Origin of the sequence: Bosea sp. RAC05 (assembly GCF_001713455.1) — a bacterium.
Taxonomy (GTDB): Bacteria; Pseudomonadota; Alphaproteobacteria; order Rhizobiales; family Beijerinckiaceae; genus Allobosea.
This window is the reverse complement of sequence record NZ_CP016464.1, coordinates 1,300,229-1,319,796: the sequence shown is the minus strand read 5'-3', so window position 1 is coordinate 1,319,796 and position 19,568 is coordinate 1,300,229. Positions and strand designations below refer to the sequence as shown.

At 69.5% G+C, this 19,568-nt stretch carries 22 protein-coding genes; 8 read left to right on the top strand and 14 right to left on the bottom strand.

Features of this window, described 5'->3' with window-relative positions:
• Nucleotides 1-7 precede the first annotated feature (7 nt).
• From BSY19_RS09685 to BSY19_RS09670, 4 genes are all read right to left on the bottom strand, one after another.
• Nucleotides 8-517, bottom strand: a complete 510-nt coding sequence (locus tag BSY19_RS09685) for an OsmC family protein (protein ID WP_069053990.1) — start codon at nucleotides 515-517, stop codon at nucleotides 8-10.
• A gap of 95 nt (nucleotides 518-612) precedes the next feature.
• The gene (locus BSY19_RS09680) at nucleotides 613-1,395 is read right to left on the bottom strand and encodes an ABC transporter ATP-binding protein (protein ID WP_069053989.1); all 783 of its coding nucleotides are present in this window, start codon (nucleotides 1,393-1,395) and stop codon (nucleotides 613-615) included.
• Between the two features lie 11 nt (nucleotides 1,396-1,406).
• Nucleotides 1,407-2,237 (bottom strand): ABC transporter permease, encoded by an 831-nt coding sequence (locus BSY19_RS09675; protein ID WP_069053988.1) that lies wholly within the window; start codon nucleotides 2,235-2,237, stop codon nucleotides 1,407-1,409.
• 18 nt (nucleotides 2,238-2,255) lie between these two features.
• Nucleotides 2,256-3,221, bottom strand: a complete 966-nt coding sequence (locus tag BSY19_RS09670) for an aliphatic sulfonate ABC transporter substrate-binding protein (RefSeq protein WP_069053987.1) — start codon at nucleotides 3,219-3,221, stop codon at nucleotides 2,256-2,258.
• Between the two features lie 351 nt (nucleotides 3,222-3,572).
• Here BSY19_RS09670 and BSY19_RS09665 point away from each other — a divergent pair, with 351 nt between their 5' ends.
• The 3 genes from BSY19_RS09665 to BSY19_RS09655 all read left to right on the top strand — a co-directional run bounded on the left by BSY19_RS09665 (nucleotide 3,573) and on the right by BSY19_RS09655 (nucleotide 7,639).
• Entirely contained in the window at nucleotides 3,573-6,317 is a 2,745-nt protein-coding gene (locus BSY19_RS09665; protein ID WP_083247889.1) for a [protein-PII] uridylyltransferase, read from the top strand.
• Between the two features lie 92 nt (nucleotides 6,318-6,409).
• Nucleotides 6,410-7,012, top strand: a complete 603-nt coding sequence (grpE, locus tag BSY19_RS09660) for a nucleotide exchange factor GrpE (protein WP_069053985.1) — start codon at nucleotides 6,410-6,412, stop codon at nucleotides 7,010-7,012.
• Between the two features lie 3 nt (nucleotides 7,013-7,015).
• Nucleotides 7,016-7,639: a trimeric intracellular cation channel family protein gene (locus tag BSY19_RS09655; protein ID WP_069053984.1), complete on the top strand. Its 624-nt coding sequence runs from the start codon at nucleotides 7,016-7,018 to the stop codon at nucleotides 7,637-7,639.
• Between the two features lie 12 nt (nucleotides 7,640-7,651).
• Here BSY19_RS09655 and BSY19_RS09650 read toward each other — a convergent pair whose 3' ends face one another.
• From BSY19_RS09650 to BSY19_RS09640, 3 genes are all read right to left on the bottom strand, one after another.
• Entirely contained in the window at nucleotides 7,652-8,275 is a 624-nt protein-coding gene (locus BSY19_RS09650; protein ID WP_069053983.1) for an alpha-ketoglutarate-dependent dioxygenase AlkB family protein, read from the bottom strand.
• 12 nt (nucleotides 8,276-8,287) lie between these two features.
• Nucleotides 8,288-9,094, bottom strand: coding sequence for a 4-hydroxy-tetrahydrodipicolinate reductase (dapB, locus tag BSY19_RS09645; protein WP_069056970.1), 807 nt, complete (start codon nucleotides 9,092-9,094; stop codon nucleotides 8,288-8,290).
• A gap of 177 nt (nucleotides 9,095-9,271) precedes the next feature.
• Complete coding sequence (locus tag BSY19_RS09640; RefSeq protein WP_069053982.1) at nucleotides 9,272-10,267, bottom strand: Tim44 domain-containing protein; 996 nt, start codon at nucleotides 10,265-10,267, stop codon at nucleotides 9,272-9,274.
• Nucleotides 10,268-10,466: 199 nt separating this feature from the next.
• Between BSY19_RS09640 and BSY19_RS09635 the strand changes: the two genes are divergently transcribed.
• Nucleotides 10,467-10,793 (top strand): hypothetical protein, encoded by a 327-nt coding sequence (locus tag BSY19_RS09635; RefSeq protein ID WP_069053981.1) that lies wholly within the window; start codon nucleotides 10,467-10,469, stop codon nucleotides 10,791-10,793.
• 366 nt (nucleotides 10,794-11,159) lie between these two features.
• On the opposite strand, the gene BSY19_RS09630 is transcribed toward BSY19_RS09635, so the two are convergent.
• On the bottom strand, nucleotides 11,160-12,401 hold the full coding sequence (locus BSY19_RS09630; RefSeq protein WP_069053980.1) for an amidase family protein: 1,242 nt from the start codon (nucleotides 12,399-12,401) through the stop codon (nucleotides 11,160-11,162).
• Between the two features lies 1 nt (nucleotide 12,402).
• Nucleotides 12,403-12,630 carry a DUF2798 domain-containing protein gene (locus tag BSY19_RS09625; RefSeq protein WP_069053979.1) on the bottom strand — a complete coding sequence of 76 codons (228 nt, stop codon included), beginning with the start codon at nucleotides 12,628-12,630 and terminating at the stop codon, nucleotides 12,403-12,405.
• Between the two features lie 175 nt (nucleotides 12,631-12,805).
• Here BSY19_RS09625 and BSY19_RS09620 point away from each other — a divergent pair, with 175 nt between their 5' ends.
• Nucleotides 12,806-13,210, top strand: coding sequence for a DUF2306 domain-containing protein (locus tag BSY19_RS09620; protein WP_069053978.1), 405 nt, complete (start codon nucleotides 12,806-12,808; stop codon nucleotides 13,208-13,210).
• Between the two features lie 98 nt (nucleotides 13,211-13,308).
• Nucleotides 13,309-14,442 (top strand): extensin-like domain-containing protein, encoded by a 1,134-nt coding sequence (locus tag BSY19_RS09615; protein WP_069053977.1) that lies wholly within the window; start codon nucleotides 13,309-13,311, stop codon nucleotides 14,440-14,442.
• Nucleotides 14,443-14,451: 9 nt separating this feature from the next.
• On the opposite strand, the gene mepA is transcribed toward BSY19_RS09615, so the two are convergent.
• Nucleotides 14,452-15,402, bottom strand: coding sequence for a penicillin-insensitive murein endopeptidase (mepA, locus tag BSY19_RS09610; RefSeq protein WP_069056969.1), 951 nt, complete (start codon nucleotides 15,400-15,402; stop codon nucleotides 14,452-14,454).
• Between the two features lie 140 nt (nucleotides 15,403-15,542).
• Here mepA and BSY19_RS09605 point away from each other — a divergent pair, with 140 nt between their 5' ends.
• A complete protein-coding gene (locus BSY19_RS09605) occupies nucleotides 15,543-16,529 on the top strand; it encodes a tripartite tricarboxylate transporter substrate binding protein (RefSeq protein WP_069053976.1) in 987 nt (328 codons plus the stop codon).
• Nucleotides 16,530-16,632: 103 nt separating this feature from the next.
• The gene (locus tag BSY19_RS09600; RefSeq protein WP_069053975.1) at nucleotides 16,633-16,806 is read left to right on the top strand and encodes a DUF3309 family protein; all 174 of its coding nucleotides are present in this window, start codon (nucleotides 16,633-16,635) and stop codon (nucleotides 16,804-16,806) included.
• A gap of 21 nt (nucleotides 16,807-16,827) precedes the next feature.
• On the opposite strand, the gene lhpI is transcribed toward BSY19_RS09600, so the two are convergent.
• The 4 genes from lhpI to sppA form a co-directional block, all read right to left on the bottom strand.
• A complete protein-coding gene (gene lhpI / locus BSY19_RS09595; RefSeq protein WP_069053974.1) occupies nucleotides 16,828-17,778 on the bottom strand; it encodes a bifunctional Delta(1)-pyrroline-2-carboxylate/Delta(1)-piperideine-2-carboxylate reductase in 951 nt (316 codons plus the stop codon).
• Nucleotides 17,778-18,116, bottom strand: a complete 339-nt coding sequence (locus BSY19_RS09590; RefSeq protein WP_069053973.1) for a LapA family protein — start codon at nucleotides 18,114-18,116, stop codon at nucleotides 17,778-17,780. The genes lhpI and BSY19_RS09590 overlap by 1 nt, the downstream gene beginning before the upstream one ends.
• Nucleotides 18,117-18,282: 166 nt before the next feature.
• The gene (gene ihfB / locus BSY19_RS09585) at nucleotides 18,283-18,567 is read right to left on the bottom strand and encodes an integration host factor subunit beta (protein ID WP_066721705.1); all 285 of its coding nucleotides are present in this window, start codon (nucleotides 18,565-18,567) and stop codon (nucleotides 18,283-18,285) included.
• 28 nt (nucleotides 18,568-18,595) lie between these two features.
• A complete protein-coding gene (gene sppA, locus BSY19_RS09580; RefSeq protein WP_069053972.1) occupies nucleotides 18,596-19,564 on the bottom strand; it encodes a signal peptide peptidase SppA in 969 nt (322 codons plus the stop codon).
• Nucleotides 19,565-19,568 lie beyond the last annotated feature (4 nt).

Genomic DNA, 19,568 nt, shown 5'->3' with positions numbered 1-19,568 from the left:
CTGGTGGTCAGGCGACCGAGAGGGTCGCGCTGAGCTCGGGCTTCACGTTGAGCGTCTGGAACACGACGCAGTAGCGCTCGGTCAGCTTCAGCAACGTGTCGAGCTTCTCCTGCGGCGCATCGGTCTCGACCTCGAAGGACAGGCGGATCGCCTTGAAGCCGACGGCGGCGTCCTTGGCGACGCCGAGCGTGCCGCGGAAGTCGAGATCGCCCTCGGCATGGACGATGCCCTTCTTCAACTCGATCTCGAGCGCGGTGGCCACCGCCTTCAGCGTGACGCCGGCGCAGGCGACGAGGGCCTCCAGCAGCATGTCACCGGAGCAGAGTTCGGCGCCCGAGCCGCCGGTGGCCGGGTGCAACCCCGCCAGCGCGATCGCACGGCCGGTCTCGACCTTGCAGGCGATGTGCTGGTCGTCGAGCTCGCCCCTGGCCTTCAGGGTGACGACGGCTGCGCCGGGATCGGAACGGTAGGAGTCCTTGAGCGGCGCCTGCAGGGCGCGGAGAGCGGTGACGTCCATGGTGTCAGAACCTCAAGTCGAATGAAGCGGTCGGGATCGCTGATAGAGGCTCGGGCGGTCACAGGCCATCGGAAAGCGACACACCGTGACGCGGCTCACCACCACATCCCGGCGGTCTCGGCGGCCTTCTGCTGGTGCGGGGCCTCGTCGCGCAGCGAACGATCGAGGCTGCGCAGGATCTCGCGCTTGGCCGCCTCGAAGGCCGGCGAGAGCCGGTCGCGCGGGCGGGCGAGCGGGTTGTCGAACGCGTCGAAGACCCGCCCGGGCTTGGGCTGCATCACCACGATCCGGTCGGCCAGCGTCACGGCCTCCTCGACGTCATGGGTGACCATGACGACGGTGGGCCGGCTCTCGCCCCACAAGGCGAGCAGGTGGCCATGCAGGCTGGCGCGGGTGGTGGCATCGAGCGCCGAGAACGGCTCGTCCATCAGCAGCAACTTGGGGCGCGTGACGAGGGCGCGGGCGATGGCGACCCGCTGCTGCTGGCCGCCGGAGAGTTCGCGCGGCCAGCGCCGGTCATGCCCGCCGAGCCCGACCCGGACGAGGGCGTTGGTGACCAGCCCCTCGCGCTCGAAGGCGGAGAGATGCGAAAGGCCGAAGCCGACATTCTCGGCCACCGAGAGCCAGGGGAAGAGGCGCGGCTCCTGGAAGATCACCCCGACATCGGCGCGCGGCTCGGCGATCGCCTCGCCATCGAGCAGGATGCGCCCGGCGCTCGGCCGGTCGAGACCGGCGATCAGGCGCAGCAGCGTGGTCTTGCCGCAGCCCGAGCCGCCGACCAGCGCCAGGATCTCGCCCTGCGCGACATCGAGGGTGACGGCCGACAGCGCCTGCGTGCCGTCGGCATAGGTTTTCGACAGGGTCTCGAAGCTCAGCATCGAGGGCTTTCTCAGAGTTTGTCGCGGGCCGTGTCCTGCCAGGCGAGAACCGGCCGCGTCAGGGCGACGAGGAGGCCGTCGGCCAGCTTCCCGAGCACGGCGAAGCTGATGATGGCCGCGATGATGGTGTCGGGCCGGCCGAGCTGCTGGCCATCGACGAGGAGGTAGCCGAGGCCTTCGCTGGCGCCCATGATCTCGGCCGCGACCACGAACATGAAGCCCAGCCCCAGCCCCGAGCGCAGCGCCGTGATCCAGGCCGGCAGGATCGCCGGCAGCAGCACCCGTCGCGCCATCGCCAGCCGGCCGAGCCGGAAGACACGGCCAACCTCGACGATCTTGCGGTCGATGCCCTGGATCGCCGCGGCGACACCGAGATAGACCGGGAAGAACACGCCGACCGCGATCAGCGCCACCTTCGACGCCTCGAAGATGCCGAGCCAGAGGATGAAGAGCGGCACCCAGGCGATCGAGGGAATGGCGCGCAGGGCCTGCAGCGTCGGATCGATCAGGCCGCGCGCCACCGGAAGCGCCCCGGTGACGGCGCCGAGCAAGGTGCCCGCTGCCGCGCCGAGAGCAAACCCGGCCGCGACCCGCCAGAGCGTCGCCGCGGCATGGGTGAAGAGTTCGCCCGAAGCCGCGAGAGACCACAGGGTGGCGCCGACCACGCTCGGTGGAGGCATCAGGCGCCCATTGGCGAAGCCCGACCTGACGGCGATCTCCCACAGCAGAGCCAGCAGCACCGGCAGCGCAAAACCCGCCAGCGCCACGCCCGCCCGGCGTGGCCGCGGACGAGCGGGACCGCCCTGCTCATCCGCAGCCGTCTCGATGCCGAGCGCACTCATCCCGGGGCCGGTACGGCGTCAGTTGGTGACGGCGAAGCGACGGTCGAGCAGGTCGTCGACCACGGCCTTCACATCGGTCTTGGCGGGCACGACGCCGGCTTCCTGCAGCGCGAGGCCAGCCGCGATGATCGTCTCGGCCTGGGCCTGCCCGATCGTGGAATGCGTGAGTTCGGTCCGGGTGAGCTGCCGCTCGATCACCGCATCGGACAGCTTGGTATAGGCGACCAGCGTCTTCTTCAGCTCGGCCGGGTTGGCGAGCGCGTAGGCGCGCGCCTCCTCGTAGGCCGCCAGCACCTTGCGGACGAGGGCCGGATTGTCCTTGGCGAAGGCCTCGCGGACGTTGAGCACGCCCCAGGTGTTGTCGGCGGCCTTGCGGTGAAACAGCTTCGCGCCGCTCTCGACCTCGGCGGCGGCCATCAGCGGGTCTAGCCCCGCCCAGGCATCGACATCGCCGCGCTCGAGCGCGAGGCGCCCGTCGGCATGTTGCAGGAGGACGAGCTTGACGTCCTTCTCGGTCAGCTTGGCCTCGGCCAGCGCCCGGACGAGGAAGATGTGCGGATCGGTGCCGCGCGTGACGGCGATGCGCTTGCCCTTGAGGTCGGCGACCTTGGTGATGTCGCTCTTGGCGCCGGTGACGAGCGCCGTCCATTCCGGCCGCGAATAGACATAGATCGTCTTGATCGGGTTGCCATTGATCTTGCCGATCAGCGCAGCGGCGCCGGCCGTCGAACCGAAGTCGAGCGAGCCGGCGTTGAGGAACTCCAGCGCCTTGTTGGAGCCGGCGGACTGGACCCAGCGCACGGTGATGCCGTCGGCCGCCAGCGCCTTCTCGAGGATGCCGCTGTCCTTCAGGACGAGGCTGACCGGGTTATAGGTCGCGAAGTCGACGCGGATTTCCTTGGGCGCCTGGGCAAAGGCCTGTCCGGCAGAGAGCACGAGCGAAGTGGCGAGGCCGGCCAGGGCGAAGCGACGGGAAATGATCATTCGTGGTCCCTTTCGATGCGCGAAGGGACCGAGCGACAGGTTGGCGCCCATGCCCCACGCTTTAGCTGCACTTGTTTCGCGCCCGCAAGCTGGTGGCTCAAATCGGCGCGTATCCGCCTTGTAGGTCCATTCGTTCTGTATGTCAAACAGAGCACTCAGGGATGTTGAATCTTTAATTTCACATTAATCGTTCGTTGAATTAAACCGCTTTGCGAATCCCCCTCGCATGCTAACCAACCAGCACGGCCTGAGGGCCGGGCATCACATCAAGCGGGGTCAGGGCTGGTGTCATCCGTTGCCGATCAGCCGGTGCTCGAACTCAACGCCGTTCTCGCCAGCCCCCACCGCGCCATGGCCGGGCTGCTGGTGCGGGCCGCCGCCGCTCCCCAGGGCAATGCGCGCCCCCTGCTCGTGGCAGCGCTCCGGGGCGTCCTCGACCAGGGCCTCGAATCCGCTCGGGATCTGCTCAAGCGTCCCCGCCATGGCCTGATCTGCGCCCAGCATCTCTCCGCCGTGATGGACGGGATCATCGGCTGCCTGCATGTGGCCGCGACCGACCTGTTCTATCCGGCGCTCAACCCGTCCCAGTCTGAGCGCATCGCCGTCGTCGCCGTCGGCGGCTATGGGCGCGGCACGCTGGCTCCGGGGTCGGATGTCGACCTCTTGTTCCTGTTCCCGCACAAGCAGACGGCCTGGGGCGAGAGCGTGGTCGAGGCGATGCTCTATCCGCTGTGGGACCTGAAGCTGAAGGTCGGCCATTCGGTCCGCTCGATCGACGAATGCGTCCGGGAGGCGCGCGCCGACATGACGATCCGGACGGCGATGCTGGAGGCGCGCTTCGTGGCCGGCGACGTGCTGCTGTTTCACGACATGGTGCGCCGCTTCGGCGCGGAGGTCGTGGACGGGACGGCGCCCGCCTTCACCGAGGCCAAGCTGCAGGAACGCGAAACCCGCGTTCGCCGCGCCGGCAGCTCGCGCTATCTCGTCGAGCCCAACGTCAAGGACGGCAAGGGCGGCCTGCGCGATCTCAACACGCTGTTCTGGATCGCGAAGTACGCCTACCGCGTCAACGACGTGCGTGAGCTGGTGGCGGCCGGGCTGTTCGACCGCAAGGAACTGCTGATGTTCCAGCGCTCGGAGGAGTTTCTCTGGCGCGTGCGCTGCTGGATGCACTTCATCACCGGCCGGGCCGAGGAGCGGCTGTCCTTCGATCTCCAGCGGCAGGTCGCGGCGGCCATCGGCTATGCCGGGCGCAGCGGCCAGGCACCGGTCGAGCGCTTCATGAAGGCGTATTTCCTGGTCGCCAAGGATGTCGGCGACCTGACCGCGATCGTCTGCGCCGCGCTCGAGGCACGCCAGCAGAAGCCGCGCGCCTCGCTGTCGCGCCTGCTCGGCTCCTTCGCCAAGCGCAAGCGCGTGCGCGCGCTCGGCCATCCCGACTTCACGCTGAAGAGCCAGCGGCTCAACGTCATCGATCCCGACGCCTTCCGGCGCGACCCGGTCAATCTGCTGCGGCTTTACGAGATCGCCAGCCGCGACGATCTCGCGATCCATCCCGATGCCAGCCGGCTGGTGACGCAGTCGCTGCGGCTGGTGACGCCGCAGCTGCGCAACGACCCCGACGCCAACCGCATCTTCCTGGAGATCCTGACGGCGCGACGCTCGCCGGAGGCGGTGCTGCGGCGGATGAACGAGTCCGGGCTGCTCGGCAAGTTCGTGCCCGATTTCGGGCGCGTCGTCGCGATGATGCAGTTCAACATGTATCATCACTATACGGTCGACGAGCATCTGATCCGCAGCATCGGCGTGCTCGCCGAGATCGATGCGGGCGTGCTCGAATCCGAACATCCCCTCGCCAACGGCATCATGCCGACGATCACCAACCGGCGTGCGCTCTATGTCGCCCTGTTCCTGCACGACGTCGCCAAGGGACGCATCGAGGACCATTCGGTGGCCGGAGCGCGCATCGCCCGCAAACTCGGGCCGCGGCTGGGCCTGACCGAGGGCCAGACCGAGACCGCCGCCTGGCTGGTCGAGCACCATCTCGACATGTCGACCGTGGCTCAGAGCCGCGACCTCGGCGACCCCAAGACGATCGAGAGCTTCGCCGCCACGGTGCAGACGCTGGAGCGGCTGAAGCTCCTGCTCGTCCTGACGGTGGCCGACATCAAGGCCGTCGGCCCTGGTGTCTGGAACGGCTGGAAGGGCCAGCTCCTGCGCACGCTCTATTACGAGACCGAGATCATGCTCGCCGGCGGCCATTCCGCGATCGAGCGCAAGGCGCGGGTCGAGAAGAAGCAGGACGCGCTGAAGGAGCGGCTCTCGGACTGGGACGAGGGCGAGCGCGACGCCTATCTGGCCCGCCACTACCCGGCATACTGGATCAAGACGGATGTCGGGCGGCAGGAGAAGCACGCCCGCTTCATGGCCCGCGCGGAGGCCGAAGGGCGCACCACCGCGACACTGGTCGAGACCGACCAGTTCCGCGGCGTGACCGAACTCACCATCCTGGCGCCCGACCATCCGCGGCTGCTCGCCATCGTCACCGGCGCCTGCGCGGCCTCGGGCGGCAACATCGTCGATGCGCAGATCTTCACCACGACGGACGGGCTCGTCCTCGATACGATCTCGGTCTCGCGCGCCTTCGACCGCGACGACGACGAGTTGCGCCGGGCGGAGCGCATCGCCGCCGCGATCGAGCGGGCGCTGAAGGGCGAGATCAAGATCGCCGATCTAGTCGCGCAGCGCCGGGCCCCGCCGCCCCGCGGCCAGACCTTCCAGGTGCCGCCCGAGGTCATCATCGACAATGTGCTCTCGGCCCGGCACACCGTTCTGGAGATCGCGGGCCTCGACCGGCCGGGCCTGCTCTACGACCTGACCACCGCGATCGGCAAACTGAACCTCAACATCGCCTCCGCCCATATCGCGACCTTCGGCGAGAAGGCGGTCGACGTGTTCTACGTCACCGACCTGACCAATGCGAAGATCGTCTCCACCGCCCGGCAGCTCACCATCCGCAAGGCGCTGCTGGACGTGTTCGGCCCGGAGGCGGAGAAGGCGCCTGCCGCAAGGGCGCGGGCGCCGGCCCGTGCTTGATTTAAGCTCCGACAAGCCCGATATCGGCCACGAACGCCGCCGGCACGCGCCTTCCCGCCGGCGGCCATGATTTGCGAGAGTTGGATCACGCCATGACGCAGAACCCTGCGACGGACAACCCGAACGCCGAGCCCGCCGACGCGGCGACGGTGCAGACGCCGGAAGAGATCATCCAGGCGAATTTCGCGAAGATCGAGGCCGAGCGCGACGACCTCAAGGACAAGCTGCTGCGCACGCTGGCGGACATGGAGAACCTGCGCCGCCGCACCGAGCGCGAGATCGCCGACGCGAAGGCCTATGCCGTGACGAGCTTCGCCCGCGACATGCTGGGCGCGGCCGACAATCTGCGGCGTGCCCAGGAAAGCCTCCCGGACTCGGCGCGTTCCACGGAAGAGCCGGCGCTCAAGGCGCTGATCGAGGGCGTCGACCTGACCGAGCGCGATCTACTCAAGACGCTGGAACGCCATGGCGTTCGCAAGATCGAACCGCTCGGCGAGAAGTTCGACCCCAACATGCACCAGGCGATGTTCGAGGCCCCAGATGCCGAGGTCGCCAAGGGGCTCGTCTCCAAGGTCGTCCAGTCGGGCTACAAGATCGGCGAGCGCGTGCTGCGTCCGGCGCTCGTCGGCATCTCGGCCGGCGCGCCGAAGCCGCAGGCGGCCGAGGGCGGCGACACCACCCCGACCGCCCACTGACCCGTGATCGAGGCCGTCGGCGTCGCCGTCTTCGCGCTGACCGGCGCCCTCGTCGCCGCCCGCAAGGGCATGGACCCGTTCGGCTTCATCCTGCTCGCCACCGTCACCGGCGTCGGCGGGGGCACCCTGCGAGATCTGCTGCTCGGCCGGCCCGTGGCCTGGGTCGAGGCGCCGCTGAGCGTCATCCTCTGCACGGCGGTCGCGCTGGCGGCCTGGGCCATCGCCTATCTCCGCCCCGGCCGCATGGATGACTGGAGCGCCAAGCGCCTGCTGATCTGGGCCGACGCGGCGGGGCTTGCCCTCTTTGCCGTCTCCGGCACGCAGAAAGCCCTGGCTGCGGGCGTGCCGCCGCTGTCGGCGGTGGCGCTCGGGGCGGTCACCGCCTCCTTCGGCGGTATCCTGCGCGACATTCTGGCGGGCGACCGCGCCATGGTGCTGTGGAGCCGGGATTTCTATGTCACCGCAGCCGCCGCGGGCGCCGGTGCCACCGCATTGCTGACGACGCTGGGCTTCAGCGCCCCCCTCGTCATGCTCGGCGGGTTGGCCGCAGGGTTTGGCCTGCGGGCGGGCTCGATCCTGCTCGGCTGGTCGTTTCCGAGCCTGCCGGGATCGGACGCGTCGCGCTGAAGCGCCGGTGATTCAGGCCACAGGCCGGGTCACGCGGCGCAAGGTCAGGTTGATCCGCCCGCCCTGCGGCAGCAGGGCCGAGGAGCCGGCGAGGATGCGGTCGATGCCGTGATAGGCGAGGCGCGCCTCGCCCCCGAACAGCAGCGCATCGCCCGAGGCCAGCTTCAGCGACACCGTCTTGCCGCCGCGCTGCGTCCCGCCGATGCGGAAGACCGCGGTGTCGCCGAGCGAGAGCGAGAGCACGGGGGCGTCGAAATCCTGCTCGTCGCGGTCCTGGTGCAGGCCCATCCGCGCGTCGGCCGCGTAGAAATTGACGAGGCAGGCCTCGGGCTCGTGCGGATAGCCGGCGAGATCGCGCCAGGCCTGCGTCAGGACATCAGGCATCGGCGGCCAGGGCTCGCCGGTCGCGGGATGGAGCGGCTGATAGCGATAGCCCGTCTCGTCCGAGACCCAGCCGAGCGCACCGCAATTCGTCATGCGGACCGAAAAGGGCTTGCCGGTCTTCGGCATGCGCGGCTGGAAGAAAGGAGCCCGCGCCGCCACTGCGCGCAGATCGGCGACGAGCGCGGCCTGGGCATCGGGCCCGAGACAGCCAGGCCAGTGGACGACGCCCGGCGCGACGACGAGGCGTGTCACCGCAGCCGGCTTTCAGAGACCGTCGAGCCCGAGGACATCGGCCATGGAATAGAGCCCCGGCGCCCGCCCCCGGCTCCAGAGCGCCGCCTTGACGGCGCCCTGCGCGAACAGCCCGCGATCCTCCGCGACATGGGCGATCTCGAGCCGTTCACCCATGCCCGCGAAGACGACCTTGTGGTCGCCGACGACCGTACCGCCGCGCAGGGTCGCGAAGCCGATGGTGCCAGGCACGCGGGCACCGGTGTGGCCGTCGCGCACGGCGACGCGCTGCTGCGCCAGATCGACCTCGCGGCCGGCCGCTGCGGCCTCGCCGAGCAGCACCGCGGTGCCGGACGGGGCATCGACCTTCATCCGGTGATGCATCTCGACGATCTCGATGTCCCAGTCCGTTCCCAGCGTCGCCGCGACCTTGCGCACGAGCGCGGCGAGCAGATTGACGCCCAGGCTCATGTTGCCGGAGCGGACGATGGCGGTGTCGCGCGCGGCATCCCCGAGCGCCGCCAGATGCGGAGGCTCGAGTCCGGTGGTGCCGACGATGTGGGCGATCCGGGCCTGCGCCGCCAGCACCGCGAAGGCGACGGTCGCCTCCGGCATGGTGAAATCCAGCACGCCATCGGCCGCGGCAAAAGCCGATGCCGCATCGTCGCTCACGGGAACGGCATTGGCGGGCAGGCCGGCCAGCAGGCCGGAATCCTGCCCGAGATGCGGCGAGCCCGGCCGCTCGATGGCGGCCGAGAGAACGCAGCCCGGCGCATCGTGAATGGCGCGGATCAGCATCCGGCCCATGCGTCCGGCGGCCCCGACGACGACAAGTCGCATATCGGACATGGCTGTGGTCTCCAGCGGGCGGGGATCGGTCGACAGGATGCGGGCGCCCTCCCCGGCGGCGCCGCGGGCCCGGCTATAGGACGGATCGGCCCGGCGCGACACCCGAAACCGCGCAACGAAAAACGGCCGGGTTGCCCCGGCCGTTCCGAAGGATCGACGCAGCGCGCCTCAGGCGGCCGGCTGGATCGCCGAGAGCTTCCAGGCGCCACCGCGGGAGCGCACGAAGGTCCAGTACTCAGCGACCTCCTGCGGCACGGTGGCGTTGCCCTCGACCACCTTGCCGGTGGCGCGCTCGTAGAGCGCGTTGATCAGGCTGAAGCGCATCGCGACCGTAGCGAACTCGAAGCCGTCCTCGCCCCAGGCCTCCGACAGGTCACCCTGCAGGAGCTTCACGTCCGAGACGCGATCGACCAGACCCTTGCGGGCATTGGCGGTCAGGTCGTCGTCGAAGTAGCCGAACATTTCCGGCGTCACGCGATCGCGCAGGCCCTTCTCGTCCTCGTTCGAGTAGGCCTCGTTGATCTCGGTGAGCAGGCGCTCGAAGGCGTTGAAGTCATCGCCCGACAGCTCGACCGGCGTGGCGTGCGAGGTATCCACGGCGGCGGCCGTCGCGGCACCCGCGCCACCAGCCATCGCGCCCATCCGCGCGCCCGGCTGCGGCTGCATCGTGTCACGCGCCAGCGGGGCGCCGGCGGTCGCGAGCTGCGGCTCGGAGCGGCGGCGGAAGAAGCGCAGTGCCAGCCAGATCGCGCCGCCGATCAGGGCGATCTGCAGCAGGAAGCCGAAGATGCCCGCCATCGAGGCGAGACCGCTGAAGAAGCCCGAGCCCGAGAGCAGGCCGAACAGGCCCGCGCCGAGCAGGCCGGCGCCGACGCCCATCATGAGGCTGCGAGCCATCGAGGGACGGGCGGCCTGCGCCGCGGCGGCTGCACCGGCGGCGGCCGGAGCGGCCTGGGCCGGCGACGGCGACGCGCTGCGCTGGAAAGGCTGAGCGCCATTGGGCGTGGTGTCGGTGCGCATGGGCGCCGCTTCGGTCCGGGAGCCGCGGCTCCCGGCTCCACCCTTGCCACCCGGCCGGGCTTCGGCCAGCACGGGCACGAGGAGCAGAGCACCAGCGAGTACGGCGACGACACGACCACGACGGGCGAGCGAAATCAGAGACATGGTTCCTCCCGGAGCCCCCCTTGGGCTCTCTTCGTGGGAATATGGGGCATGCGTTCCATTTCTGCAAGACGGGCGCCATCGGGCCCGCCGCGACTTCATAATAATATGGAACTATAACGCCGCTGGGCTGCGCAGCACGCTCATGATAGACTGCAGCTAGTGCCGCTGCAGACGACCTTTCGGTTCGCAGGAGCGAGACATGACTGCACTCGTCATCGACCCGCGCGCAACAACACATAAATTCCGTGTGATTTCCGTAACGTTGAAAGTCGTTCTGGCTGTAGCGTGGCTGGGCTTGCTTGGGCTGGCCGGCGCGCGGGCCGCGGAGCCCGCCCTCCCGCTCGACCCGCCGAGGCAAGCCCAGGCCCCCGAGCCGCTGTGCTTCTGCTGGAACGAGGGTCGCAAGGTCGCGGAGGGGAGTTCGTCCTGCATCCGGACCACCCAGGGACGGCGGATCGCGCAGTGCGGCCGGGTGACGAACGTCATGTCCTGGCAGATCACCGGGGCGCCGTGCCCGGAGAGTTGACCCACGCCGCCGATGCCGGCTCCCGGGAGCACCGACCGACGAGACAACGCCCGATCAACGAAAACACCGCCGGGAGATCCTCCCGGCGGTGCTTCAGAAACACATGGTCGTAGCGACTCGAGACGGACGTCGTCAGAACGCTCCCAACACGATCAACATCATGAAAACGAATGCCGCACCCATGACCAACCGGTCGAGACGAAGCGTGAGGCTCATCACACCCTCCTGTGTCATTGACCTGACACAACGCTAGCAGAACTGGCGGCGGCTGCAAGGGGGCGAAACCGTGGCACGACCGCGGCGCAGCCAAGAGTAGCGTTAAGCGAGTCTTAAATCATTGATTAGTCTTGGGGATGAAGGCCGCGATCAGTCTCGCTCAACCAGTTTTTCAATGCCCTTCGCTGCAGCGATGACCTGAGCATCACGACCAAATCCAGCAATGATCTGGATCCCGGCGGGCAGACCCCGCCCGCCACGGCCGAACGGAACGGTCGCGCAGGGGACACCGAGCAGCGTCCAGAGGCGGTTGAAGCGGGAATCGCCGGTCGAATCGCGGGTGGCGGGCGCTTCGCCCGGGGCCGAGAAGGTCACCACGACATCGACCTCGGCGAAGAAGCCACGGGCCGCATCGCGGCCGCGCCGGGAGCGCCGGCGCGCCTCGTCATACTGCGCAGGCGTCGTCGCGCGGGCCGCATCGAGATAGCTGCGCAGCTTCGGCGGAAGATCGTCGCGGTGACGGGCATATTCCCAGGCGAGGGCCTGGGTCGCCTCGTAATCCTGGAGGGGGCCGTGAGCGTCGAAGGCCTCGGCGAGGGCCGAGGGACCGTCATGCGCAACGAGCACCGCGCCCGCCGCGGCCACCGTCTCCTCGAAGCGCTGCAGCGCCTCCGCGGCGGCCGGCTCCGGCGCGCCGGCATAGGCCTGGCGGTGGATGCCGATCCGCAGACCACGGAGGGTGGCGGCCGGTGCATCGAGATCCCGCCGCCCCGTGATCGCCGCCAGGGCGAGGCCCGCATCGTCGGCGCTCGCGGCCATCAGGCCGAGCGTGTCGAGCGACCAGGAGAAGGGCTTGACGCCGACGGTCGGCAACAAGGCGTAGGACGGCTTGATCGCAGCGATGCCGCAATAGGCCGCCGGGCGGATGACCGACCCGCCGGTCTGCGTCCCGATGGCCAGCGGAATCATGCCCGCGGCGACGGCCGCCGCCGAACCAGCCGAGGATCCGCCGGGGCTCGCCGCGCCGTCATGGGGGTTGAAGGTCGGGGCCGGGTCGAGAAAGGCGAAGGCGGTGGTGTGGGTCTTGCCGGCGACCGTCGCGCCCGCAGCCCTGAGCGCCATCACGATCGGCGCGTCCGCCCGCGGACGCCAGTCGCCATAAATCGGCGAGCCCATCTGCGTCGGCAGATCGGCGGTGTCGATGATGTCCTTCACGCCGCAGGCGATGCCCGCGAGAGGGCCGGTGCCGGGCTGGAGCGCCTCGGGCCGGCTGGCGAAGGCCTGGATCTGCGGCTCGCGCTCAGCGATCCGCGCGGCGCTTTCGGCCAGTGTCTCGGCGGGGCCGGCGTCGCCGCGGGCGATGCGGCCGAGGATCTCGCGAAGGCTCAGCATGTCACTCTCCGATGACGCGGATGACGAGGCCGGTCGCGCGGCGCGCGACCGGAATGGCGATGAAGGCGGCCGCCGCCGCGCAGGGCCAGGCGACGGCGAAGGCCGGCAGCCAGTGGCGGACGAAATCGGCGGGCAGGCCGAGATTGAGCCAGGTCACGAGGGCGGTCATCAGGAAAGCCATGATGCCGGCCATCAGAACCGGAAAGATGAAGCGCGCCTTGCCCGTCATCGGCCGATCTCCCTGGACGCTGAGGATCGGGCTGTGTCGCATGCGGGAGCAGGACAGGCCAGTGGCGTCCGCAGCATGCGGCCGCGCCTTTGCCGCATCGGTGCGCGGCCGCATCGACCCTTGACGCAAGGTTCCCTGCAGCTAATGTTAATCAGATTAACATTGAGACCTGCCGATGCCGACCCTTGCCCCTCTCGCCGCCGCCTCGCCGGTCATCCAGATCCATGTCGCCGGAGCGATCGTGGCGCTCGCCGCGGGCACCGCCGTCGCGCTGCTTCCGAAGGGCACGCCACTACACCGGCGTATCGGCTGGGTCTTCGTCCCGGCGATGGCCGTCGTCGCCCTCAGTTCGCTGCTGATCGCGCGCAGCGGCCATTTCAGCGCGATCCATCTGCTGACGCTGCTTACGCTGGTCAGCCTGCCCTATGCGGTCCTGTCCCGCCGCCGCGGCAACATCGCGGCGCACCGGTCGGCGATGATCGGTCTTCTCCTGGGGCTCGTCGTCGCCGGGGGCTTTACGATGGTGCCGGGCCGGCTGATGCATGCGGTGACCTTCGGACAGGCCCAGGCCGCCCGTTAAGACCGCGTTAACCGCCGCGCCAAAGTTAATCCGGCTGTGTCGCCGCGGGCTCACCCGGTTGAGAAACCGTTCACGAAGCGGGTCGCATTTGAACGGTCATGCGACGCGTTCACCTCGCCCTCATCGCGCTTGGCCTGCTCGGAACCGGGCTCGCCGGCTGCGGCCAGTTCCAGAAGCCGCAGCGCGCCGCCTGGCGCGACCAGGCCGAAGCCGCCTGCCTGTCCTCGCGCCAGGTGCAGCTCTCCTCCTATGTCAGCCTGCGCGAGAAGCCGATCGACGGCCCGGGCACCTGCGGCATGGAGAGGCCGCTCAGGGTCTCGGCTTTCGCCAATGGTGGCATCGGGCTGACCAGCAAGGCGACGCTGGCCTGCCCCGTGGTTGCGACCACCGACAAATGGCTCGCCGAAGTGGTGCAGCCGGCAGCGCAGAACGTGCTCGGCGCGCAGGTGATCGAGATGCGGGCGGGCTCCTATTCCTGCCGGGCGATGAACAACGGCACCGGCACCAGCCGGACGTCCGAGCATGCCTATGGCAACGCCGTCGACGTGTTCTCCTTCCGCCTGAACGATGGCCGCACCGTCACGGTCAAGGATGGCTGGCGCGGCTCGCCGGAGGAGCAGAATTTCCTGCGCGAGATCTTCGTCGGCGCCTGCGAGCATTTCTCGACCGTGCTCGGCCCGGGCGCGGACATGTTCCACTACGATCATTTCCACATCGACCTGGCGCGGCATTCGAAGGGGCGCCACATCTGCAAGCCGGTGATCAAGTACACGCCGAACTACAACCTGCCGCCGCCGGACCCGGCCCGGCCCTATTCCTCGGCCCAGCCCAGCCTGCGCGACACCGCACCGGCCATGGTCGCGGGCGGCGCCCTGCTGCGCCAGCCGCAGGGCAGCATGCGCCCGCCGGGCGCGGTGTCGACGGGCAGCTATCCCGTCGCCAGCCATCAGGGACAGGGGCTGGAGGCCCAGCGGCGTTTCCTCGAGGAATACGACAACAAGCCGCTCAATCCGCCGCGCTCCAGCCGCCCCGGCGCCCAGTCCCTGCCGAGCGAGCAGCGCGGCCCGCTGATGCTGCCGGGCTCGGTGCCGCCGACCGAGGAGGTGATCCTGGGTGACGACGAGGGCACAGGCGTCGTCGACCAGGAGGGCTACGACCAGGCCCAGCCGCTGATCACGCCGCAGCGCGACCCCTTCGCCTACAGCTCCGGGCGGACGCCGGGCCGGCGCTGACGCGCGGGCTCAGCGGGAGACCAGGACCTGCCGGCACTCGGCTGGCAGGTCGTCGAGCGACATCGGCGGCTTGGGCTTGGGCGCAGGCCCGGTGCGTGGCGGCTTCGGCGGGGCGAAGATCGCGGCACGTTGCCGCTCGATCCAGTCCGTGAGCTCCTGCCCGCAACCATCGCCGAAATTCGGCGGCTCCTGACCGCTGCAACTCGCCATGCCCGCCGGACAGCTCATGCGGATGTGGAAATGGTAGTTGTGGCCCCAGATCGGCCTGACCTTGTTGAGCCATGAGCGATCGGCCCCGGCCTCACGGCAGAGCGCGACCTTCAGGGCGGGATTGACGAAGATGCGCTCGACGCGCGGCTCGCTGGCGGCAGCCTTGATCAGCCGGGTATGGGCCGGCGTCCAGTGCCTGGGATCGACATCGCGCCAGTCCGCCCGGGCCATGTTGACGGCGGGCATGTTCTCGCGCGCTTCGCGGTCGAGCCGGGCGCGGGGCATCGGTGTCAGCCAGAGATCGGCGTCGAGGCCGATCTGGTGGGAGGCATGGCCGGTCAGCATCGGCCCGCCGCGGGGCTGCGAGATGTCGCCGACCAGAAGCCCCGGCCAGCCGGTGATCCTGGGGACCTCCCGGGCGAGGTCCTCGAGATACTCGATCAGGACGGGGTGGCCCCAGTTGCGGTTGCGGTTCAGCCGCATGACCTGCCAGCTCGGCCCGTCGACCGGAAGCGCGGTCGCGCCCGCGAGGCAGCCGCGGGCATAGGACCCGATGGCACGGGCCTGCAGGCTGGCGGGCGCCGCCTTCTGGCCGAAGAGGGCGCGGGCCGCATCGGGAAAGGCGGCGATGTTGGCGGCACGCCGCTTGGCTTCTTCCTCGGCGGTGGATTGCGCGCGCACCACTGCCGGCAGGAGGGCCGCCACCAGGACGAGACAGACGGCGGCGATTCGGCGATTCAACTGCGGCATGCCGGCAGAATCGCCCCGATCGGCGAGCGGGGTCAAGCGACCGACAATTTGCGCATGGACAAGCTGCAGCCGAGACGGCAGCTTTCCGTCAACGAGACGCGGCCGAAACGGTTCGCAAGGCTTCGGGGAAGGACCACGCCATGACCACATTCACGATCGACCGCCGCGCCCTGCTGGGTGCGCTGGGCGCGAGCGCCCTGGCCGCCCCGGGCGCGGGCTTCGCGCAGGCGCCCTGGCCGCAGGGCCGCACCATCAAGCTCGTTGTGCCGTTCCCGCCGGCCGGCGCCACCGACGTGCTCGGCCGGCTCGTCGCCGACAAGCTCGGCCAGACCTGGGGCATCAACTTCGTCGTCGAGAACCGGGCGGGCGCCGGCAGCAACATCGGCACCGACGCCGTCGCCAAGGCGGAGCCCAATGGCGACACGCTGCTGATCGTCTCCGTCGGACTGGCGACCAACCAGTTTCTCTACCCCAAGCTCAATTATGACCCGGTGAAGGACCTCGCCCCGATCACGATGGTGGCGATGGTGCCGAACCTGCTGGTCGTCAACAAGGAGCTGCCGGTCAATTCGGTGGCGGAGCTGATCGCCTATGCCAAGGCCAATCCGGGCAAGCTGACCTATGGATCCTCGGGCATCGGCACCTCGGTGCATCTGTCGGGCGAGTATTTCCAGAAGCTGACGGGCACCAAGATGGTCCATGTGCCTTATCGCGGCACGGCGCAGGCGACGCAGGACCTGATCGGCGGCCGCATCGACCTGATCTTCGACAACATCACCCAGGCGCTGCCGCATGTCCGCGCCGGCTCGATCAAGGGGCTCGCCATCACCACCGCGGCGCGCTCGGCGGCCGCGCCGGAGTTCGCGCCGATCGCCGAGACCGTGCCCGGATTCGACGTCTCGTCGTGGTTTGCGCTGTTCGCGCCCGCCAAGACGCCGCAGGCGATCATCGACAAGATCCAGGTCGACACCAAGGCGGGGCTGGCCGACCCCGCGCTGCGCGCCAAGATGGCCCAGCTCGCCGCCGACCCCGTCGGCGGCACGCCGGCCGAACTGGCGGCGTTCCTGCAGGCCGAAATGAAGAAATGGGGCGACCTGATCAAGGAGATCGGCGCCAAGGCGGAGTAGCGGCGAGGCTCGCCCCTGCGCCAAGGAACCCGCCGTGGCTCAGGGGCGTTTCTCCGGGATCGCGTCGCGCCCCCCGCGACGACGCCTCCGGAGAGTTCAGCCCATGTCCACGCTCGTCATCCTTGTTCTGATCATCCTGCTCGTCGGCGGTGGCGGCTATTATGGCCATCGCTCCTATGGAGCGACCGGGCTCGGCGGCGTGCTGGGGCTCGCGCTCGTCGTCGTGCTGGTGCTGTGGCTGCTGGGCGCGCTCGGCGGCTCACCGATCCGCGTCTGACCACGAAGGACGCCCGCGCGCTCAGAGGGGCGCGCGGTTTTCCCAGACCGCGACGGCGGCCGCGAGATCCTCGAGCGACATGCCGACCGACTTGAAGACCGTGATCTCCCCGCCCTCCGCATGGCCAGGAAGGCGGCCATGGCACAAATCGGTCAGGGTGCCGGCGACGCGATCGGCGGCATAGCTGCCCTCGTCGATCCCGATCGCGACATCGCCGCCCTCGTCGATCGCCTTTTCGGAATCGACCACGACGCGTGCCCGCTCCAGCGCCTCGGCATCCGCCTCGCGCATCTGCATGGTGAAAGCGCCGACCAGATCGAGATGGGCGTCGCGCTTGAGCCAGCGGCCATGGATCAGCGGCTGCGTCGCGTTGGTGGCGCAGGAAATGATGTCGGCGGTCCGGGCCTCGCCTTCGAGATCGGTGACGGCGCGGGCCTCGATGCCCTCGGCGACGAGCTGGGCCGCGACGGCTTCGGCAGCCTCGGGCCGGCGGGCCCAGATCGCGATGTCCGTCAGCGGGCGGACGGAGCGGTGGGCCTTGACCAGGAACGGCGCGAGGCCGCCTGCGCCCACCATCAGCATCTTGCTCGCCGTCGGGTTGGCGAGGGAGCGGGAGGCCAGGGCCGAGGCCGCGGCGGTGCGCCACAAGGTGAGCCGATTGCCGTCCATGACCGCGAGCGGCGCCCCGGTCCGACCGTCCATCAGCAGATAGGCGCCCATGACGCCCGGCAGGTCGCGCGCGCCGTTCCCGAAGAAGACCGACACGATCTTCGTGCCGATATAGGGGTGCGGCGCGTCCGACGCGCTCCAGGCCGGCATGATCAGCAGCACCGCCTGCTCGCCCGGACGCTCGATGTGGTGATGCGCCCGCGGCGGGACGACGGCATTGCCGCGGAATGCGTCCGCCAGCGTGTCGATCAGCCCGGGGAAGCTCAGTGCGGCATCGATCTCGGCATTTCCGAACAGCCGCATCAGCCGCGCCCGTTGGTCAGCGCCGGCAGCGCGGAATCGGGGACCGCGGCGCGGAGCATCTGCGTCTCCGAGCGCAGGGCCTCGGCCTCGCGACGGTTGCGCCGCGCGGCCTTGCGGTGCTTGCCCTGGGTCAGCCAGGAGGCGAAGCCCCCGATCAGCACGCCGACGGCGAGCGCCGCCAGAACGACGGCGAAGAGCGGCACGTCGAAGGCGAGGACCGGCACATCGCGGCTGATCGGATCGAACGACACGCGCACCGGCGCGCGGTTGGCCACGGCGAACAGCACGACCACCAGCGCGATCGGCACGAGCACGAGGGCCTTGAAGAAGGTTTTCATCGCTGTTCCTCCGCGAGATCGCTGGTTTTGGGGCCTCGGCAGGGGCCCGCGGACGCGAGATCCTGCGCAACGCCTCCGTCGGCCTGCGCCCTGCCCGTGATGACCGTCGGCCTCGCCGGCCTCAATATCGCGACGCCTGAGGCGTCCAGGGGGACACGCCCGCCGATCACGCCTTGCCGTTCAACCGCAGCCGCAATTCCTTGCCGGTCTTGAAGACGGGAACGAACTTCTCTTCGACCTCGACCGCGTCACCCGTGCGCGGGTTGCGTCCGACGCGCGCCGAGCGGGCCTTGCGGGAAAAAGCGCCGAAGCCGCGAAGCTCCACCCGGTCCCCCCGCGACAGCGCCTTGACGATCTCGTCGAGGATTGCGGTGACGATGTTCTCGATGTCGCGCTGATACAGATGACCATTGCGCTCGGCGATGCGTTGGACGAGTTCTGATTTGATCATCGCTGCAATCTAACCGCTTGTATCAACGTCACTTTTCGACTGCAGGCTGCCAGAGCGCCAAAGGCGCGTCAAGCCGCAAACCGAGCGGCTGGTCCGCAGCCCGTGCGAGAACCGCGGCAAGCGTGTCCAGCCCGGCGGCGCGAGCCATCGCTTCGCTCACGCTCCAGAGCCCGAGGGAGGAGGATTCGCTGGCGCGGCGCCAGTCGCGCACGCGCAGTCCCTTCGCGACACCCTTGTCGCGCTCGAGCCAGGCGATCGCCTCTGGCTCGCCGCCGATCTCGTCGACGAGCTTGAGCGCGGCGGCCTGGCGGCCGGTATGGACGCGCCCGTCGGAGACGAGGGCGACCTCGGGCTCGGCCAGCTTGCGGCGCTCGCGCACGGTGCGCTTGAACCAGTCGTAATTGTCGTCGACCACGCGCTGCAGAGCGGCGCGCGCCTCGGGCGAGGTCGGCTCATAGCCGCTCGGTGCGGCCTTCAGGGGGCTCGACTTGATCGACTCGACCTTGACGCCGACGGTCTCGAGCAGTTGCGACACGTTCGGCAGCTGGAACAGCACGCCGATGGAGCCGACGAGGGAGGTCTGGCGCGCGACGATCCGATCCGAGCCGATGGCGGCGATGTAGCCGCCCGACGCGGCCAGTCCGTCGACCACGGCGACCATCGGCTTCTTGGCGGCGAGACGGCGCAACGCATCATAGAGCGCCTCCGAGCCGCTGACGGTGCCACCGGGGCTGTCGATCCGGATGATGACGGCCGCAGCCTTGCTGTCCTCGAGCGACTTGACGAGGTCGAGCGTGCGGCGGTCGCCCGAGATGAAGCCGGAGATCGTGACCCGCGCGATATGCGCCTGCGAGAGCGTGCCCGGGGTGCGTCCGGTCCAGGCGAGGCCGGCGATCACCGCCGCGCCGATGACCCCGACGACGGCCAGAAGGCGCCACAGCGTCACCTTGCGGCGCAGATTGCGACGGTCGGCGAGCAGGTCGGCATCGGACGACATCAAG